Here is a 16,197-nt window from a genome sequence, read left to right as displayed (position 1 = left end):
GCGTCTGCCCGCTTGAAACTAGAAGCAAATAAGGGAATTAAGATTGGAATGATTGACTTAACCTTTTGCACAATCGTTCCTTCACCAAAATCAACTCCGCGAGCCCTCTGAGCGTTCATAATTCTCGTGGTATCGTCCATTAAAGTCGGCACGAAACGCAGACTCATAGAGAGCATGAGGCCAATTTCATGTGTAGGAACTTTAAAGACTTTGAGTGGCTTTAGTAGGGCTTCTACTGCATCTGAAAGGCTGAGCGGTGTCGTGGTTAAGGTCAACAGAGTTGAAAAGAAGATAATCAAAACAAAACGGCTAAAGATAATCCCCGCTTGTGAAAGCCCAAATTCCGTAATTTTAATGAAACCAAATTGGAAAAGTACCTTGCCTCCCGCCGTTAGAAATAGCTGGAAGAGGGTGGTAAAGGCAATAATGAAAACCATTGATTGAATTCCCTTTAGGAAGAATGTCAAAGGAACTTTTGAGAGAAAAATCAGAGTAAAAACGAAAACAAATAGCAGCAAATTAGTGATGAGATTGTTGGCCCAGAAAATCAATAAAATAAAGCAGAACATGGCCAACAATTTACTGCGCGGATCCAATCGATGGATGACTGAATTTCCTGGGATATACCGTCCTAAAATCAATTTATCCATGTATCATCTCCTTAAATTCCTCAATCGTAATCGGATAATGAGTAAATTTCATTCCTTTTTCAGCTAATTCTTGAGCAAATTTCGTGATTTTAGGCACTCCTAGCTGAATTTTTTCCATAAAATCAATATCTTGAAAAACCTGAGCAGGCTGCCCGCTTTTGACGACGCGCCCCTTCTCTAAAACATAGACTGTATCAGCAAAATTCGCTACATCATCCATTAAATGGGTTACAAGAACAATGGTCATTCCAGCTTGATGCAGTTTCTTAAAGAGTTCCATCAATTCCTTTCGCCCTGCTGGATCAAGTCCAGCCGTTGGCTCATCCAGAACTAAGATATCAGGGTCCATTGCTAGGATTCCGGCAATGGCGACCCTTCTCATCTGCCCGCCAGAAAGTTCAAAAGGACTGCGGCCAAATAATTCTTCGGAAATGCCGACAAGGCTTAATTTTTCACGCGCTAAAGCCTCGGCTTCTTCTTTAGAAACACCAAAATTTTGCGGGCCAAAGGCCACGTCTTTCAAAACAGTCTCATCAAAAACTTGACTTTCAGCAAACTGAAACACCAAACCGACCTGTTTACGAACTTGTTTGATGTCCTTGTTGACGGAATTTGAAGTGATGGTGACATGGTTGACTTGCACGCTGCCCTCACTAGGAGTCAGCAAGCCATTCAAGAGCTGTAAAATGGTTGATTTTCCGCTACCAGTGTGTCCAATCAAAGCCGTATAGCTACCATCTTTGATTTCCAAATCAACTTCAAAAAGCGCTGGACCCTCAAATGGAGTTCCAGCCTGATAGGTATAACTGACTTTATTTAGAGTAATTCCCATAATTGTTCCTGCAATTCTTTTTCAGTTAAATAGGTTTCTGGTAGAGTTAGCCCAGTTTGAATCAAGGCAGCTTTGACCTGGTTGACAAAGGGTTGATCTAAGCCCAAGTCTTCCAAATCAGGTCTAGAAAAGAGTTCTCTTGGTGTAGCAGTGGACTCAACCTGACCATTTTTCATAACAAGTACACGGTCACTCAGCGAAATCTCGTCCAAATCGTGAGTAATGGAGATGACTGTTAAATGATTCTTATCTTTAATTTCCTTAACAGTCCGAATCAATTCCAGACGTCCTTCTGGGTCTAACATACTGGTTGCTTCATCCAAGATGATAATATCTGGCTGGAGCGCGACTACGCCAGCAATAGCGACTCTTTGCTTCTGTCCGCCAGAAAGTCGAGCAGGTTCCCTCTCTTTAAAATTCTGCATGCCGACTAGCTCCAGAGCTTCGTGGACCCGTTTCACCATCATCGGATAATCCATGCCTTGATTTTCTAGACCAAATGCAACGTCATCCTCAACAGTCGCCCCAACAAACTGATTATCAGGATTCTGAAAGACCATGCCGATTTGGCGACGTTTTTCCCAGACATTACCAGCCGTCAATTTATCTCCAGAAATGATGATATCACCACTCTCGGCCTCTAAAAGACCGTCAATCAAACGAACTGTAGTCGATTTTCCGCTGCCATTGTGACCGACAATAGATAACCATTCTCCTTGTTTCACGTGAAACGAGACGTCTTTTAAAATATAATCTTCAGACTTATGGTCATAGTGATAACTAAGATTTTTTACTTCAATGATATTTTCCATATTATTTAAATGTATCTTTAAAGAGATAGGCACTGCCCTTGAAATAATCATATCCAGAATAAATAGTGAAAATCAGGGCTATGTAAAGGAGAATCTGACCGAGTAACGTCCAATGGAGCAAAAGAAAGAGGATGGCAAACATCTGCGTGAAAGTCTTGATCTTGCCTGGCATAGCGGCCGCTAGAACTGTTCCGCCAGTTTCGACTAGGAGAAGTCTCAAACCAGTGACGGCCAGCTCTCGGCAAATGATGATAGCTACTACCCAAGCAGGAGCCATTTTCATTTCAATCAGCATGATAAAAGCGGACATAACCAGCAGTTTATCGGCCATAGGATCGGCAAATTTCCCAAAATTGGTCACGACCTGCCACTTGCGCGCCAGATAGCCATCCAGGTAGTCTGTGATGCTGGCAAGGGCGAAAATGATTCCAGCTAGGATATGCATGGCTGGCGAATGCCCAAAAGTCAAAATCAAAATAAAGATTGGAATTAAGGCAATTCTGGCAAGGGTTAAAGCGTTGGGGATATTCTCTTTTTTCATCATTCTTCCTTTATGATTCAATTGTAAGGGTAATTATAACACTGTCGCTGGTCAAGGTAGATAGGTCTATTTTTTGACTGCCGACAGTGACAGTGACGCCTTTTACGACTCCTAGAGTTATTGTATAAATTGTATTGGGAGAGAGTGTCACTGTTTGGCTTGATTGGGTTGGAGTAAGGGTTATACCTGCTGCCAAGTCCGTATTTGTCACACTAATCCAGCTTTGGGTGTTGTTCGCTGAGATTGTTAACTGAGTAGTTTGCGACTCGCCGCGATATTTTGCAGTTAAATAGTTTCCTTCTCCAGTGACTTCCAGCTTTTCTTTTGTTGAGCTAGAGTCTGTAGTGGAGGTATCAGGTGGAGTTGAACGTTCTTCGAGACTTGAGCCAGAGACGAGACTGTAACTATCGGAGCTGGTAAACTGCGGAGTAGTTGTATTTGCATATTGCCAAACATAATAGGTGACAAAAATAATGATAGACAGGGCAACTACTAGGAAATAAAAGAGCGGAAGTGAAAAGGAACGATTTTTATATTTTCTGCTTCGAAATTCTTCGTTTTCAGCTAATTCAATTTCGTCATAAACGACAGTATTATCTGTGTCGTATGCCTCCAATAGAATCTGCTCGTCTAAATCCAGAGCCCAAGCATATTTTCGTAGCAGGCTACGGACGTAAAAGGCATTCGGAAATTTTTCGTATTGATTGTTTTCAAGAGCCTTTAGGTAGTCAGTTTTTATATCTGTTTTTTTGGCTGCATCTGCTAAAGTAAGTTTTTGATTTACTCGAGCAAGTCTGAGTACCTCTCCTATCGTTTTTTTTCTCATAGGGATAGTCCTTTTCTCTTAGACATTATTCTAACAAAATTTTGAAATAAACTTGGAACTATTTTGGAAAAATAGTAAAATCTGTCATATCACACTGGTCGATAAAGAGACGTCCGACTTTTAAGACGTCATTTAAAGTGATATCCTGTAAAATCTTAGGCAAATCAAAAAGATTTTCACCTTTTAAATGCGGTTCATACTGGGTTGCCATGTACTCAAGAGAATTCAAACCATGCAGAAGATCTCCAAACATTTCACTTTTAATCGTGTCTAGATGTGTTTCTGTGACATCTGGATCCTGAGCAAACTTCCGAATGGCTGAGCGGAATTGATGAGAAATTCCCACTGGTTCCTGCGTGTCCATGGTTAGGATGACAAAGTGGAAATCCTTTTCCACCTCTACTTCAAGAGTGAGCGAATTGTCAATCTTTCCATTTTCATATAGGTTCTGGAAACGCTTGGAAGTCCAACCAAACATCATGGCAAAAAGCAATTTCAGGGCAATTTTATAGCGATAAAGCTCCGTATCCTGTATCGCATCTTTCCCACGAATACCAATCGCCAACTTAGGACTAGCAACTTCCATCCGACTAGTAGCGGTTGGAAGCACAGGTTGTAAGATGATAGGCTCTTTTTCAATTACTGAAGTTAATAATTGAGGCGATAAGGTCTCTTGTGTTTGGACAATGTCTTCAAAAGTGGACTCCAAGTCGAAATTTCCAATGACAAATAAGGTCATATTGGACGGACGGTAGAAAAGCTCGAAGTTCTCTGTCAGATCTTCCACAGTAATATCCATGATGGACTCTGTCGTTCCGGCGATATCTTCTGCTAGTGGAGTTTGAGGGTAGAGATTGCTCAAAGCACCAAAGAAGAGCCGATAATCTGGATCGTCTTGGTACATTTCGATTTCTTGCTGGATAATTCCTTGCTCACGCTGAACAGATGCTTCTGAAAAATTAGCTTGGGAAACGAGTTCCTGCAACATCTTCAGATTTTCTGTTACACAGTTTGTCGTAGAAAACAGATAGCTGGTCCGTGTAAAGCTTGTAAAGGCATTACTTTCTGCGCCAAACTTGGTAAATTCCTGCAGCAAATCCTCGCCGTTTTCACGCTCGAATAATTTGTGCTCCAAAAAATGCGCAATCCCTGCTGGATAATGAGAAACTTGCTTTGTTTCACGTGAAACAACCTTAGTATCAACAGAGCCAAAATGTGTTGAGATGATGCCGTAGGTTTCATTAAAATCATTTTTAGGGAGTAGGTAAACCTGCAATCCATTTGCTAGCACTGCCCGATAGATGCTTTCTCCCACGGCTATATAATTGATTTTTTCTAGACCTGGATTCTGCATTATTTCCCTTCCATAAAGTAAATCGCCTGTAATTTTAACTGCTGGGCTGCCTCTATAAGATCAGCTTTGCTGACATTTTCTAATGCTTTCAGCCAAGCCTCTAGTGATAGAAATTTTTTCCCTAGAACAGAGGACATGTATGCACGCTCAATCAAGGTGTTTTGTCGATCCTGAGCCAGAAGTATTGAATTTTTCAGCATGTTCTTGGTTTGCTCAAGTTCTTCATCTGTGAAATGTCCCCGCTTCAAATCTAGAATTTGGCGGTTGATTAAAGCGATGGTCTTTGTCCGATTTGCTTGGTCAATTCCAGCATAGATTCGCATCAAACCAGAAAAAATATCAAAACTACTAGAAATAGTGTAGGCTAGGCTCTCTTTTTCCCGAACATTGACAAAGAGTTTGGAATGAGCAAATCCTCCCAATAAGCCGTTCAAAACAATCAGGGGCAGATGGCCTCTATCTCCATATTGACTAGAAAAATGGTAGGCCAGTTCAACAATAGACTGATGCACATCTCGCTGCTCCAGCTTTTCTTTGGTTATATTTGAATAGTTTTGTTGGTAGCTAAGCTGTAAAGGTTGCTCTCGTTCAGAAAAATGGAATTTTTGGATTTTCTCACGGACAGCAATTTCATTGAAATCACCGATGAAGAAAAAATCGATTTGATCCTGATTTAGCATTTGCTGAAAAGCAGCAAAACTAGTTTCAGCTGTTTCTTTTTCTACTAGCTCGATTGTTGCCACGCGTGGAATCCGCATTTCTGGTAAATCGTAAAATAAATTATTTAACTCTCTGTGAGCATGGTAGAAATGATTCTCAATTTCAGCTTCCAAGTCTGTTAAAACATTTCTCTTTTCAATTTCAAAGGTTTTGGTATCAAAAGCCTGTCCATTTGACAGAGGAAAAAAGAGACTAGCCTTCAAAAAATCTAGTATTTCATCTGCCAACATATTTTTTCGGCTCAAGAATTGATCCCGCACGAAAGAAAGATTGATATCTAGATAATGCACTAATCCCCGTCGTGAAAGGCTTGTCGAGTAATTAGCACCGTATAAATTCGCTAATTTTTCTCGAAAGGCTTGCGATGTTGGATAAAGAGCATTTGAAGTCTCCAGCATACTGGCCGTAAGAACCCGCCCAGCTATTGTTTTTTCAGACATAGGAGCTGAAAATCGCACTTTAATTTTATTGGTTTTAAATTTTTCTGACTGAATGAAGTGAAGATGTACTCCTTTTATGATTTCCATTGCGCTCCTCATACCGAATAATATAGACTTCTATTATAACACGAAATGCTATTTAATGCTTTGTAAGGATCGGCAATTTTAGTGATTAAAGCGTTTTCTGTTTTTCTAGTAAAACTTGTCCTTGAATGAGACTACCACGGAACAGTTTCTGCTTAAATTATGATATAATGACAAGGATTGAGGTGAAATATGGAATATAAATTATTTGACGAATACATTACTCTACAGGCTCTCTTAAAAGAAGTCGGCATTATTCAAAGTGGAGGAGCAATCAAGTCCTTTTTAGCAGATAATCAGGTCTTTTTTAACGGCGAACTAGAAAATAGACGAGGGAAAAAACTTAGAATTGGAGATATCATTTCTCTCCCAGACCAAGAGCTGGAGATCATCCTCCTTGCTCCAAGTCAGGAGGAAATCCTTGAACACCAAGAGGAGCAAGCAGAGAAAAAAAGAGTGGCAGACTTAGTTAAAGCCATGAATAAGGACTTGAAAAAATCTCAACCAGCAAAAAAAGAACAGAAGAAAAGAAAGCCCGAGCAGAAAAATAAAAAAGGTCCTGTTCGCTTTCCAGGAACCTAAGCCATGTGGTTAAAAACGCTGAAAATTAAACATTTTCGTAATTACCAGTCTGCAGAGGTTGATTTTGATCCTGGCCTTAATATCTTTCTGGGACAAAACGCACAGGGGAAAACCAATATTCTTGAAGCCATCTATTTTTTAGCTCTTACTCGCAGTCACCGGACCAGAACTGATAAGGATTTGATTCATTTCCAAGAAAAAAATCTGCAAATTTCAGGAATTATTGAAAAAACAGCGGGTAAAATCCCACTTGACATTGAGTTGACACCGAAGGGGAGAATCACCAAAATAAATCATTTAAAACAAGGGAAATTATCAGATTATATAGGGGTTGTCAACGTTGTCTTGTTTGCTCCAGAAGATTTACAGCTCATTAAAGGCGCCCCTGCTTTGCGCCGAAAATTTATTGATATTGAGCTTGGGCAAATCAAGCCCATCTACCTTGCTGACTTATCTAGCTATAATCATGTGCTCAAGCAAAGAAATGCTTATCTTAAGGCCAATGATAAGATCGATGAAACCTTTCTCTCTGTTTTAGATGAGCAACTGATTGATTTTGGTTGTCGTGTTATGCAACATCGCCTAGACTTTATTGAAAAGCTAGAAGATTTTGCTCAGGAAAGTCATGGCGATATTTCTCAAGGAAAAGAGAAGTTGACAATCAAGTATGTATCCTCTGTTCCGTTTTCGTGTCTCGAAGAATTGGAAGCTTCTTTTCGAGCAGCCTTATCAGAAAGCCGTAGACGCGATCTTTTCAAAAAGAATACAGGTGTCGGACCTCACCGAGACGATATCAACTTTTTTATCAATAATATGGATGCTGGATTTGGTAGCCAAGGCCAACATCGTAGCCTTGTCCTATCTCTCAAGTTAGCTGAAATTAAACTCATCGAGAATCTTACAAAAGATACTCCAATATTATTGCTTGACGATGTAATGAGTGAACTTGACAATATGCGTCAATTAAAATTGCTAGAAACCATCTCTCAAAACATTCAGACATTCATTACAACAACCAGCCTTGATCACCTACAAAATCTACCAGACGATATTAATATTTTTCAGATAAGTCAAGGCGTAATTAAGAAAGAAGAGAACCTTGGTTTTACAAACAAGTAAAATAATTGTAAATTTAATTTACAACTTTGTAAACTAGAAAACAACCTTGTCAAGGAGTTGACAAGGTTGTTTTTATTTATAATTTTATTGGACAGAGTAGTTTGGAGCTTCATTTGTGATTTGTACATCGTGAGGGTGACTTTCTTTCAAACCAGCACCACTCATCTCAATAAATTGAGCATTTTCATGAAGTTCTTGTAGGTTAGCTGCACCGACATATCCCATACCAGAACGGATCCCGCCCAACATTTGGAAGACGATATCTGCAGCCGCTCCTTTATAAGCTACACGCCCTTCAATTCCTTCTGGAACTAGCTTATTAGCTTCATTGACAGAACCTTGGAAGTAGCGATCACTGGAACCTTTCTTCATAGCTGCGATAGAGCCCATTCCGCGGTAAGTTTTAAATTTACGTCCTTGGAAGATTTCAGTTTCACCTGGCGCTTCGTCTGTTCCAGCAAACATGGATCCAAGCATAACTGCATTTCCACCTGCAGCAAGAGCCTTGACGATATCACCTGAGTACTTGATTCCTCCATCAGCAATGATGGTCTTTCCATACTCACGCGCAACTGCAGCTGCATCGTAGATTGCTGTGACTTGTGGTACACCGACACCGGCAATGACACGAGTTGTACAGATAGAACCTGGTCCGATTCCGACCTTAACCACATCAACACCTGCTTCATAAAGAGCGCGTGCCCCTTCAGCAGTTGCGATATTACCCGCAATCAAGGTGCGGTCTGGAAAGTGTGCACGAATTTCAGCAATTTTACGTAGAACGCCAGCAGAATGACCGTGTGCTGTATCAATAACAATGGCATCTGCTCCCGCTTCGAAGAGGGCTTCTGCACGCTCAAAAGTATCTGAAGTTACACCAACGGCCCCCGCAACTAGTAGACGACCAAATTCATCCTTGGCTGCATTTGGAAACTCAATGACTTTTTCAATATCTTTAATGGTGATAAGACCAGAGAGGCGACCGTTTTCATCTACTAAAGGTAGTTTTTCAATTCGGTGTTCTTGCAAGATTCTTTCAGCCGTTGTTAGATCAGTTCCGACTGGGGCTGTAACAAGATTTTCACTAGTCATGTGATTAGAAATTGGTTGATTGTAATCTGAAATAAAGCGCAAATCGCGGTTGGTTAAGATACCAACCAATTTACGATTTTCCATCGTTTCAACCACTGGTACCCCACTGATGCGGTAGCGTCCCATCAATTCATCCGCTTCAGCAATTGTATGATTAGGAGTCAGGAAGAATGGATCAATAATGACACCATTTTCAGAACGTTTTACCTTACGAACCTCATCAGCCTGCTGCGCAATAGACATATTTTTGTGGATGACACCTAAACCGCCGGCTCGGGCAATAGCAATCGCCATTTGACTTTCGGTAACTGTATCCATAGCCGCAGTAATAATTGGGATATTTAATTTTAAATTCTCAGCAAGTTTTGTACTTAAATCAGCATCATTTGGCAACACGTGACTTTCAGCTGGAATAAGCAATACGTCATCAAAGGTAAAACCTTTTTTCAAAAATTTAGTGTCCCAGTTAGACATCCACAGTTTCCTCTTTTCTTATATATTGAGCAGGGCTCGTCTTTTTATTGTTATTATCATACCATTCTATAGGCATTTGTCAATGATTATTGTGTAAAAATTAAAAACCATCTCTTTTTTGGGTAAAAGACGATGGTTTTTGTCGCAATTAGATCTTATCGTTCGTTATTTAAAGTAATTAATTCCCATTGCATTTTTGACTTCTGACAGGGTTTGTCCAGCAACTTGTCGAGCACGATCACTGCCTTCTTTCAGCATGTCATAAACTTGCCCCATGTCTTTTGCAAACTCAAGTCGACGCTCTCTGATTGGTCCTAATTCCCGCTCTAAAATCTCTAAGAGATAGCGTTTAGTTTTGACATCACCCAGACCACCACGTTGGTAGTGTTCTTTCATAGCCACAATTTCAGCAGCATCTTCTGGTCGACCAAAAACATCCAGATAATGGAAAACCATATTACCTTCGATTTTTCCTGGATCTTCAACTTTGATGTGGTCGGGATCAGTATACATGCTCATGACCTTTTTCTTGAGAGTATCCATATCATCCGCTAGATAAATCCCATTGTTCAATGATTTGGACATTTTAGCATTGCCATCAAGCCCTGGTAGACGACCAGCCGCTTCATTTTCTGGATAGATGCCTTCTGGCTCCACCAAAACTTCGCAGTCATAAGCATGATTGAAGGAACGAACAATTTCTCGTGTCTGCTCAATCATCGGTTTTTGGTCATTTCCCACAGGCACATAATTGGCCTTAAAGGCTGTAATGTCCGCAGCTTGAGAGATAGGATAAACCAAAAATCCAGTTGGGATACTTTCTCCAAATCCTTTCTGAGCAATTTCTGTCTTGACAGTCGGATTGCGCTCTAAACGAGCTAAAGACACCAAATTCATGTAGTACATTGACAGTTCTGCCAACTCTGGAATTTGACTTTGGATGAAAATAGTTACTTTTTTTGGATCCAGTCCAGCTGCCAGATAGTCTAAGGCTACATTGCCAATGGATTCTACAATTGTTTGTGGATCTTTCGCATGGTCTGTCAGAGCTTGTTGATCCGCTAGAAAAACAAACATCTCATACTTGTCTTGATTTTGTAAAAGGACACGGTTACGTAAGCTTCCTACATAATGACCAATATGTAATTTTCCAGTCGGACGGTCTCCGGTTAAAATAATGGGTTTTGTCATTGCTTGCTCCTCAATTAGTATTGCTCTCATTATATCATTTTCAAAGAAAATGCGGAAGAAGCTAGAAGAAAAAAGAAGAAACGCAGCACAAAAAACAATTAATTGACAACATGTTTACAGTATATTTACAAGATTTATGGCATATTTATCTCTTAAAATAGTTTTTTATCCTATAATAATTTGAAAAAAGAAGAATTTTCTAGTAAAATGGAGGAGATTACATATATAGGAGAAAATCATTGCTTACAGTATCTGATGTGTCACTGCGTTTCAGTGATCGAAAATTATTTGATGAAGTAAATATTAAATTTACAGAAGGAAACACTTATGGCCTGATTGGGGCGAATGGTGCGGGTAAGTCCACCTTCTTGAAAATTTTAGCTGGAGATATTGAGCCGACGACAGGCCATGTTTCTTTGGGGCCAGATGAGCGACTTTCTGTTTTGCGTCAAAATCACTTTGACTATGAGGATGAGCGGGTCATTGATGTTGTTATCATGGGGAATGAGCACCTTTACAATATCATGAAGGAAAAAGATGCCATCTATATGAAGCCTGACTTTTCTGACGAGGATGGGGTTCGAGCGGCTGAGCTGGAAGGTGAATTTGCTGAGTTGGGTGGCTGGGAAGCTGAAAGTGAAGCTTCTCAATTGCTACAAAATCTCAACATTCCTGAAGACTTGCATTACCAAAATATGAGTGAATTGACAAACGGCGACAAGGTCAAGGTTCTTCTTGCCAAGGCTCTTTTTGGCAAGCCTGATGTCTTGCTTCTAGACGAGCCGACCAATGGTTTGGATATTCAATCCATTACTTGGTTGGAAGATTTCTTGATTGACTTTGACAATACAGTTATTGTCGTATCCCACGACCGTCACTTCTTAAATAAAGTTTGTACCCACATGGCTGACCTTGATTTTGGTAAGATCAAACTTTATGTCGGAAACTATGATTTCTGGAAAGAATCAAGTGAATTGGCAGCTAAGTTGCTCGCTGACCGAAATGCTAAGGCGGAAGAAAAAATCAAGCAATTGCAAGAGTTTGTTGCTCGCTTCTCAGCCAATGCTTCTAAGTCTAAACAGGCAACCTCTCGTAAAAAGATGCTGGATAAGATTGAATTGGAAGAAATTGTTCCGTCAAGTCGAAAATATCCATTTATCAGCTTTAAAGCGGAACGGGAAATCGGGAACGATCTCTTGACAGTAGAAAATCTTTCTGTCAAGATTGACGGCGAAACCATTCTTGACAATATCAGCTTTATCCTTCGTCCTGGCGATAAGACAGCTTTGATTGGACAAAATGATATTCAAACAACCGCCTTGATTCGTGCCTTGATGGGAGATATTGACTATGAAGGAACTATCAAGTGGGGTGTTACAACCAGTCGTTCTTATTTGCCAAAAGATAATTCTCGCGACTTTGCTGGTGGTGAATCTATTCTTGATTGGCTCCGTCAATTTGCGAGCAAGGAAGAGGATGATAACACCTTCCTTCGCGGTTTCTTGGGTCGGATGCTCTTCTCTGGCGATGAGGTTAACAAGTCTGTCAACGTCTTGTCAGGTGGAGAAAAAGTTCGCGTCATGCTATCTAAGCTCATGCTTCTCAAGTCAAATGTTTTGGTCTTAGACGATCCTACTAATCACTTGGATCTGGAATCTATTTCTAGTCTTAATGATGGTTTGAAGAACTTTAAAGAGTCGATCATTTTTGCTAGCCATGACCATGAGTTTATTCAAACCTTGGCCAACCATATCATCGTTCTCTCAAAAAATGGTGTGATTGACCGCATTGACGAAACTTATGATGAATTTTTGGAAAATCAAGAGGTTCAGGCAAAAGTCAAAGAACTTTGGAAAGATTAATAAGTTGTCAATATGGGTTGACACAGGTTTACAGAGGCATGAAACAACGTTTCGGCCTCTTTCTCTATAAGAAACATGGAAAAAATCAGATATTTTTTTAAGAAAAATTGGCTTTATTTTGCCTCCTTCATCTTACCTTTTCTCATTATGTGTTTTGTTTATCTGAGTCAAGGTATTTACTGGAGAAGTGATACTTCGCCGTTACTTGGAGACGGTTTCCATCAGTATGTCGTATTTGATACGACCTTGAGGAATATCCTTCATGGAACGGATAGCCTTTTTTACACATTTTCAAGTGGATTAGGACAAAATTTCTATGCCCTCTCCAGCTATTATCTAGGAAGTTTCCTTTCCCCCTTCGTCTACTTTTTCGATTTAAAATCAATGCCGGATGCGGTCTACTTGTTTACTCTTATAAAGTTTGGCTTGATTGGCTTGACAACTTGTATTAGTATTAAAGGGATCTTTAAAAAAATTCCAGAAACACTAATCTTGATTCTGTCAACTTCCTTTGCCTTGATGAGTTTCTCAGTCAGTCAACTAGAAATTAAAACTTGGTTAGATGTATTTATATTGGTACCCCTTATTATCTTTGGTTTACATAAGTTGATGAATGGACAAGGGAGAGTTTTATACTTTACAAGCTTGTCAATTCTCTTTATCCAGAATTATTATTTTGGTTACATGATGGCTCTGTTTTTAGTTCTTTGGTATCTCGTTCAGCTTTCTTGGGACTTTAAGGCCAGGATTCGGTCTTTCCCTGATTTTGCTATCGTGTCAATATTAGCAGGGCTTACTAGTCTAATTATGATTTTGCCGACTTATCTAGATCTGAGTTCACATGGTGAGACCTTGACAAAGGTTGAAGGTTTGTTTACTGAAAAAAGTTGGTATCTAGATATTTTTGCTAAAAATTTTATAGGAAGTTTTGACACAACTAAGTATGGCTCTATTCCTATGATTTATGTTGGTCTATTTCCTCTTATTTTAAGTATCTTGTTTTTCACGATAAAAAGTATTAAGCTTCGCGTGAAACTGGCCTACATTTTGTTGATTGGCATTTTTATAGTGAGCTTCCGACTGCAGTATTTGGATTTACTCTGGCAGGGAATGCATGCGCCGAATATGTTTTTACATCGCTATTCTTGGCTTTTCTCTCTTCTTATCATTTTGATGGCTGCAGAAACGCTCAATAGTTTGGAGGAAGTTAAATGGTGGCAAGTATTTCTTAGCTTTCTGCTCATCTCTTTTGGTTTTCTAGCCACCTTATACTATAGTAAACACTATGATTTTCTTGGTCCTGAAAATTACATTTTTACTTTAGAGTTTTTCTTTGCCTATCTCTTAATCAGCTTTGCTTTTATTCGTTGTCACGTTAGGCAGAGTATGTTTACACTATCTTTACTGTTTTTTGTGGTTTTTGAGCTCACCTTAAACTCCTATTATCAGGTCGATGGTATTGCTAAAGAATGGGTCTTTGCAAGTCGTTCTTCCTATTCGAAAAAGATGGATGAAGTTGACAATCTTGTCAAGTATAGTAAGAGGGAAAATAGAGATTTCTTTCGAACAGAGAGGCTTGATCCTCAGACTGGCAATGACAGTATGAAATTTAATTATAATGGAATTTCTCAATTTTCATCAGTCAGAAATACGCAAGCTAGCTCGACTTTAGATAAATTAGGATTTAAATCGGCAGGAACTAATCTTAATCTCCGCTATCAAAATAATAGCATTTTGATGGATAGCCTTTTTGCTGTAAAGTATAACTTGTCTGAGACAGATCCGCAAAAATTTGGTTTTTATGCTGAGAAGACTGAGCGATCAATGACATTGTATGAAAATAATTATGCTTTGGGTTTGGCTTTCTTAACCAATGATGTTTACAAAGATGTCAAGTTTACAAATTTAACACTTGACAATCAAACAGCCTTTTTAAATCAATTATCAGGTTTGAATCATAAATATTATGAGAGGATTTCTATAGTTGGTAATGAGGAAGAGACTGAAGGAAAAGTAACGGCAAGCATCGAAAATGACAGTCAATTAAGTTATGCTAGCATCACCTATACAATTGAGGTAGCTGCAGGTAGTCAAGTCTATGTCAACCTTTCAGATCTTGATTTTTCAAACGATAATCAAACGGATGTCAATATCACTGTAAATGGAATCACGAATCGTTATTCAACTCATAATGTTTTTCCATTTTTGAATATTGGTTATTTTAAGGAAGCACAAACGGTTTCTATCCAATTTTCTTTTCCAGAGAATCGAACTGTTTCTTTTAACCAGCCAGAGTTTTTCTCTGTGGATGTAAACAAATATCAGCAACTCATAAGTAAATTGAAAGAACAAGAAGTTTCTGTGACGACAAAATCCAATACGGTAACGGTTGATTATCACGCGGATAGAGATAGTTCTCTCTTTTTCACCATTCCTTACGATAAGGGCTGGACAGCTAGTGTAGATGGCAAGAAGGTTCCGTTAAAACGTGCGCAGAATGGTTTTATGAAACTTGATGTGAACAGAGGAGCAGGTAGAGTTACTTTATCATTTGTTCCAAGGAGATTAAAGGAAGGAACTGCAGCTTTCATTTTAGGAATAGTTTTATTTTTCTTCTATGATAGGGTTCGATTTAAATGGAGAAAAAAACAAAGAGATAGTTCAGCATAGCCTTTACATCATCAAAAAAGCTTTAGAATATATGTCTGTTTTTACAAGTTCTTCAATAGTCTGTAATATAATTCATCAAAGTAATAAAGTTCTGTAATACTTTTGCTTTAGGATAGATATATCACAGAAAAGGAGAATTCTAAACATGAATTTGTATTTTAAAAATAGAATGATGAAAGCAGGCTTGCTCAGTTTGATGGCAGGAGCTACTGCTTTGCTTCCGATTGTAGCCAATGCAGAAAGTTATACTGTCAAGTCAGGTGACACCTTGTCCGCGATTGCTGCTTCTCATCAGACGACTGTTGACAAGATTGCGCAAAAAAACAAGATTAGCAATATCAATCTGATTAGTGTTGGCCAGGTTTTAGAACTGGACGATGATGTATCTGAGCAAATGACTGTTGAAAAATCAGATAAGGCTGAGCAATCTACTGTAAACCCAAGTTCTGGCTTGAGTGCTGAGGATGCAGAGGCTAAGGAGTGGATTGCTCAAAAAGAATCCAGCGGCAGTTATACAGCGCAAAATGGGCAATACTATGGTCGCTATCAGTTGACCATCACCTATCTAAATGGAGATTTATCACCAGAAAATCAAGAGAAGACAGCGGATGCTTATGTAGCAGGTCGCTATGGCTCATGGTCGGCTGTTAAAAATTTCTGGTTAGCAAATGGCTGGTATTAAAACTTTAGGAAAAATTATATTTACAGGGATTGGAGTTTATATTCTAGTCCCTTTTTTATAATTATTAGTACATTTTTGCTTGGAATATGATATTTTTTATCAAGATGTTTACAATACTGTAAATTTACTTGACAACTTATAAAGCTCTTCAGATTGGCCAAAGGTTATTCGTTGTTCTCCGTGCTAAATCATGCTATAATAGACCTTGCTCAAGCGACCTTCAATCGTTGAAAGCACAGCACGACCTTCAATCGTGAAATAACGAA

The 16,197-nt window shown here is 39.2% G+C and carries 14 protein-coding genes; 5 read left to right on the top strand and 9 right to left on the bottom strand.

What is annotated here, in order from left to right; translation table 11 throughout:
* The 7 genes from Q0191_RS00485 to Q0191_RS00455 form a co-directional block, all read right to left on the bottom strand.
* Window positions 1-650, bottom strand: a 650-nt coding sequence (locus tag Q0191_RS00485) for an energy-coupling factor transporter transmembrane protein EcfT (RefSeq protein WP_297662827.1), incomplete at its 3' end; no start/stop codon positions are given.
* On the bottom strand, window positions 643-1,482 hold the full coding sequence (locus tag Q0191_RS00480) for an energy-coupling factor ABC transporter ATP-binding protein (RefSeq protein WP_297662825.1): 840 nt from the start codon (window positions 1,480-1,482) through the stop codon (window positions 643-645). The genes Q0191_RS00480 and Q0191_RS00485, both read right to left, overlap by 8 nt.
* On the bottom strand, window positions 1,467-2,294 hold the full coding sequence (locus Q0191_RS00475) for an energy-coupling factor ABC transporter ATP-binding protein (RefSeq protein ID WP_297662823.1): 828 nt from the start codon (window positions 2,292-2,294) through the stop codon (window positions 1,467-1,469). The genes Q0191_RS00480 and Q0191_RS00475 overlap by 16 nt, the downstream gene beginning before the upstream one ends.
* 1 nt (window position 2,295) lies before the next feature.
* On the bottom strand, window positions 2,296-2,835 hold the full coding sequence (gene pgsA / locus Q0191_RS00470) for a CDP-diacylglycerol--glycerol-3-phosphate 3-phosphatidyltransferase (protein WP_005592114.1): 540 nt from the start codon (window positions 2,833-2,835) through the stop codon (window positions 2,296-2,298).
* 10 nt (window positions 2,836-2,845) lie between these two features.
* Entirely contained in the window at window positions 2,846-3,661 is an 816-nt protein-coding gene (locus Q0191_RS00465; protein ID WP_297662820.1) for a helix-turn-helix domain-containing protein, read from the bottom strand.
* A gap of 58 nt (window positions 3,662-3,719) precedes the next feature.
* Window positions 3,720-5,015 (bottom strand): EF-P 5-aminopentanol modification-associated protein YfmH, encoded by a 1,296-nt coding sequence (locus Q0191_RS00460; protein WP_297662818.1) that lies wholly within the window; start codon window positions 5,013-5,015, stop codon window positions 3,720-3,722.
* Window positions 5,015-6,262, bottom strand: coding sequence for an EF-P 5-aminopentanol modification-associated protein YfmF (locus Q0191_RS00455; RefSeq protein ID WP_297662816.1), 1,248 nt, complete (start codon window positions 6,260-6,262; stop codon window positions 5,015-5,017). Before Q0191_RS00455 ends, Q0191_RS00460 begins: the two co-directional genes overlap by 1 nt.
* A gap of 189 nt (window positions 6,263-6,451) precedes the next feature.
* Between Q0191_RS00455 and yaaA the strand changes: the two genes are divergently transcribed.
* Window positions 6,452-6,841 carry a S4 domain-containing protein YaaA gene (gene yaaA, locus Q0191_RS00450; protein ID WP_297662814.1) on the top strand — a complete coding sequence of 130 codons (390 nt, stop codon included), beginning with the start codon at window positions 6,452-6,454 and terminating at the stop codon, window positions 6,839-6,841.
* Window positions 6,842-6,844: 3 nt separating this feature from the next.
* Window positions 6,845-7,960, top strand: a complete 1,116-nt coding sequence (recF, locus tag Q0191_RS00445; protein WP_297662812.1) for a DNA replication/repair protein RecF — start codon at window positions 6,845-6,847, stop codon at window positions 7,958-7,960.
* Between the two features lie 84 nt (window positions 7,961-8,044).
* Here the strand turns inward: recF and guaB are convergent, their stop codons facing one another.
* Both guaB and trpS read right to left on the bottom strand, forming a co-directional pair.
* Entirely contained in the window at window positions 8,045-9,526 is a 1,482-nt protein-coding gene (gene guaB / locus Q0191_RS00440) for an IMP dehydrogenase (RefSeq protein WP_015606074.1), read from the bottom strand.
* Between the two features lie 165 nt (window positions 9,527-9,691).
* A complete protein-coding gene (gene trpS, locus Q0191_RS00435) occupies window positions 9,692-10,717 on the bottom strand; it encodes a tryptophan--tRNA ligase (RefSeq protein WP_297662808.1) in 1,026 nt (341 codons plus the stop codon).
* A 239-nt stretch (window positions 10,718-10,956) separates the two neighbouring features.
* Between trpS and Q0191_RS00430 the strand changes: the two genes are divergently transcribed.
* The 3 genes from Q0191_RS00430 to Q0191_RS00420 all read left to right on the top strand — a co-directional run bounded on the left by Q0191_RS00430 (window position 10,957) and on the right by Q0191_RS00420 (window position 15,931).
* On the top strand, window positions 10,957-12,579 hold the full coding sequence (locus Q0191_RS00430) for an ATP-binding cassette domain-containing protein (RefSeq protein WP_297662806.1): 1,623 nt from the start codon (window positions 10,957-10,959) through the stop codon (window positions 12,577-12,579).
* A 75-nt stretch (window positions 12,580-12,654) separates the two neighbouring features.
* Window positions 12,655-15,249, top strand: a complete 2,595-nt coding sequence (locus Q0191_RS00425) for a YfhO family protein (RefSeq protein ID WP_297662804.1) — start codon at window positions 12,655-12,657, stop codon at window positions 15,247-15,249.
* A 145-nt stretch (window positions 15,250-15,394) separates the two neighbouring features.
* Window positions 15,395-15,931, top strand: a complete 537-nt coding sequence (locus Q0191_RS00420; RefSeq protein ID WP_297662802.1) for a LysM peptidoglycan-binding domain-containing protein — start codon at window positions 15,395-15,397, stop codon at window positions 15,929-15,931.
* Window positions 15,932-16,197 lie beyond the last annotated feature (266 nt).

This window comes from uncultured Streptococcus sp. (genome assembly GCF_938036805.1).
GTDB lineage: Bacteria > Bacillota > Bacilli > Lactobacillales > Streptococcaceae > Streptococcus.
This window is presented reverse-complemented; position numbering and strand designations above follow the sequence as displayed.

Coding starts and splice junctions, on each gene's coding strand:
- Q0191_RS00480 (WP_297662825.1), bottom strand. CDS start 1,482: ATGGGAATTACTCTAAATAAAGTCAGTTATACCTATCAGGCTGGAACT.
- Q0191_RS00475 (WP_297662823.1), bottom strand. CDS start 2,294: ATGGAAAATATCATTGAAGTAAAAAATCTTAGTTATCACTATGACCAT.
- pgsA (WP_005592114.1), bottom strand. CDS start 2,835: ATGAAAAAAGAGAATATCCCCAACGCTTTAACCCTTGCCAGAATTGCC.
- Q0191_RS00465 (WP_297662820.1), bottom strand. CDS start 3,661: ATGAGAAAAAAAACGATAGGAGAGGTACTCAGACTTGCTCGAGTAAAT.
- Q0191_RS00460 (WP_297662818.1), bottom strand. CDS start 5,015: ATGCAGAATCCAGGTCTAGAAAAAATCAATTATATAGCCGTGGGAGAA.
- Q0191_RS00455 (WP_297662816.1), bottom strand. CDS start 6,262: ATGGAAATCATAAAAGGAGTACATCTTCACTTCATTCAGTCAGAAAAA.
- yaaA (WP_297662814.1), top strand. CDS start 6,452: ATGGAATATAAATTATTTGACGAATACATTACTCTACAGGCTCTCTTA.
- recF (WP_297662812.1), top strand. CDS start 6,845: ATGTGGTTAAAAACGCTGAAAATTAAACATTTTCGTAATTACCAGTCT.
- guaB (WP_015606074.1), bottom strand. CDS start 9,526: ATGTCTAACTGGGACACTAAATTTTTGAAAAAAGGTTTTACCTTTGAT.
- trpS (WP_297662808.1), bottom strand. CDS start 10,717: ATGACAAAACCCATTATTTTAACCGGAGACCGTCCGACTGGAAAATTA.
- Q0191_RS00425 (WP_297662804.1), top strand. CDS start 12,655: ATGGAAAAAATCAGATATTTTTTTAAGAAAAATTGGCTTTATTTTGCC.
- Q0191_RS00420 (WP_297662802.1), top strand. CDS start 15,395: ATGAATTTGTATTTTAAAAATAGAATGATGAAAGCAGGCTTGCTCAGT.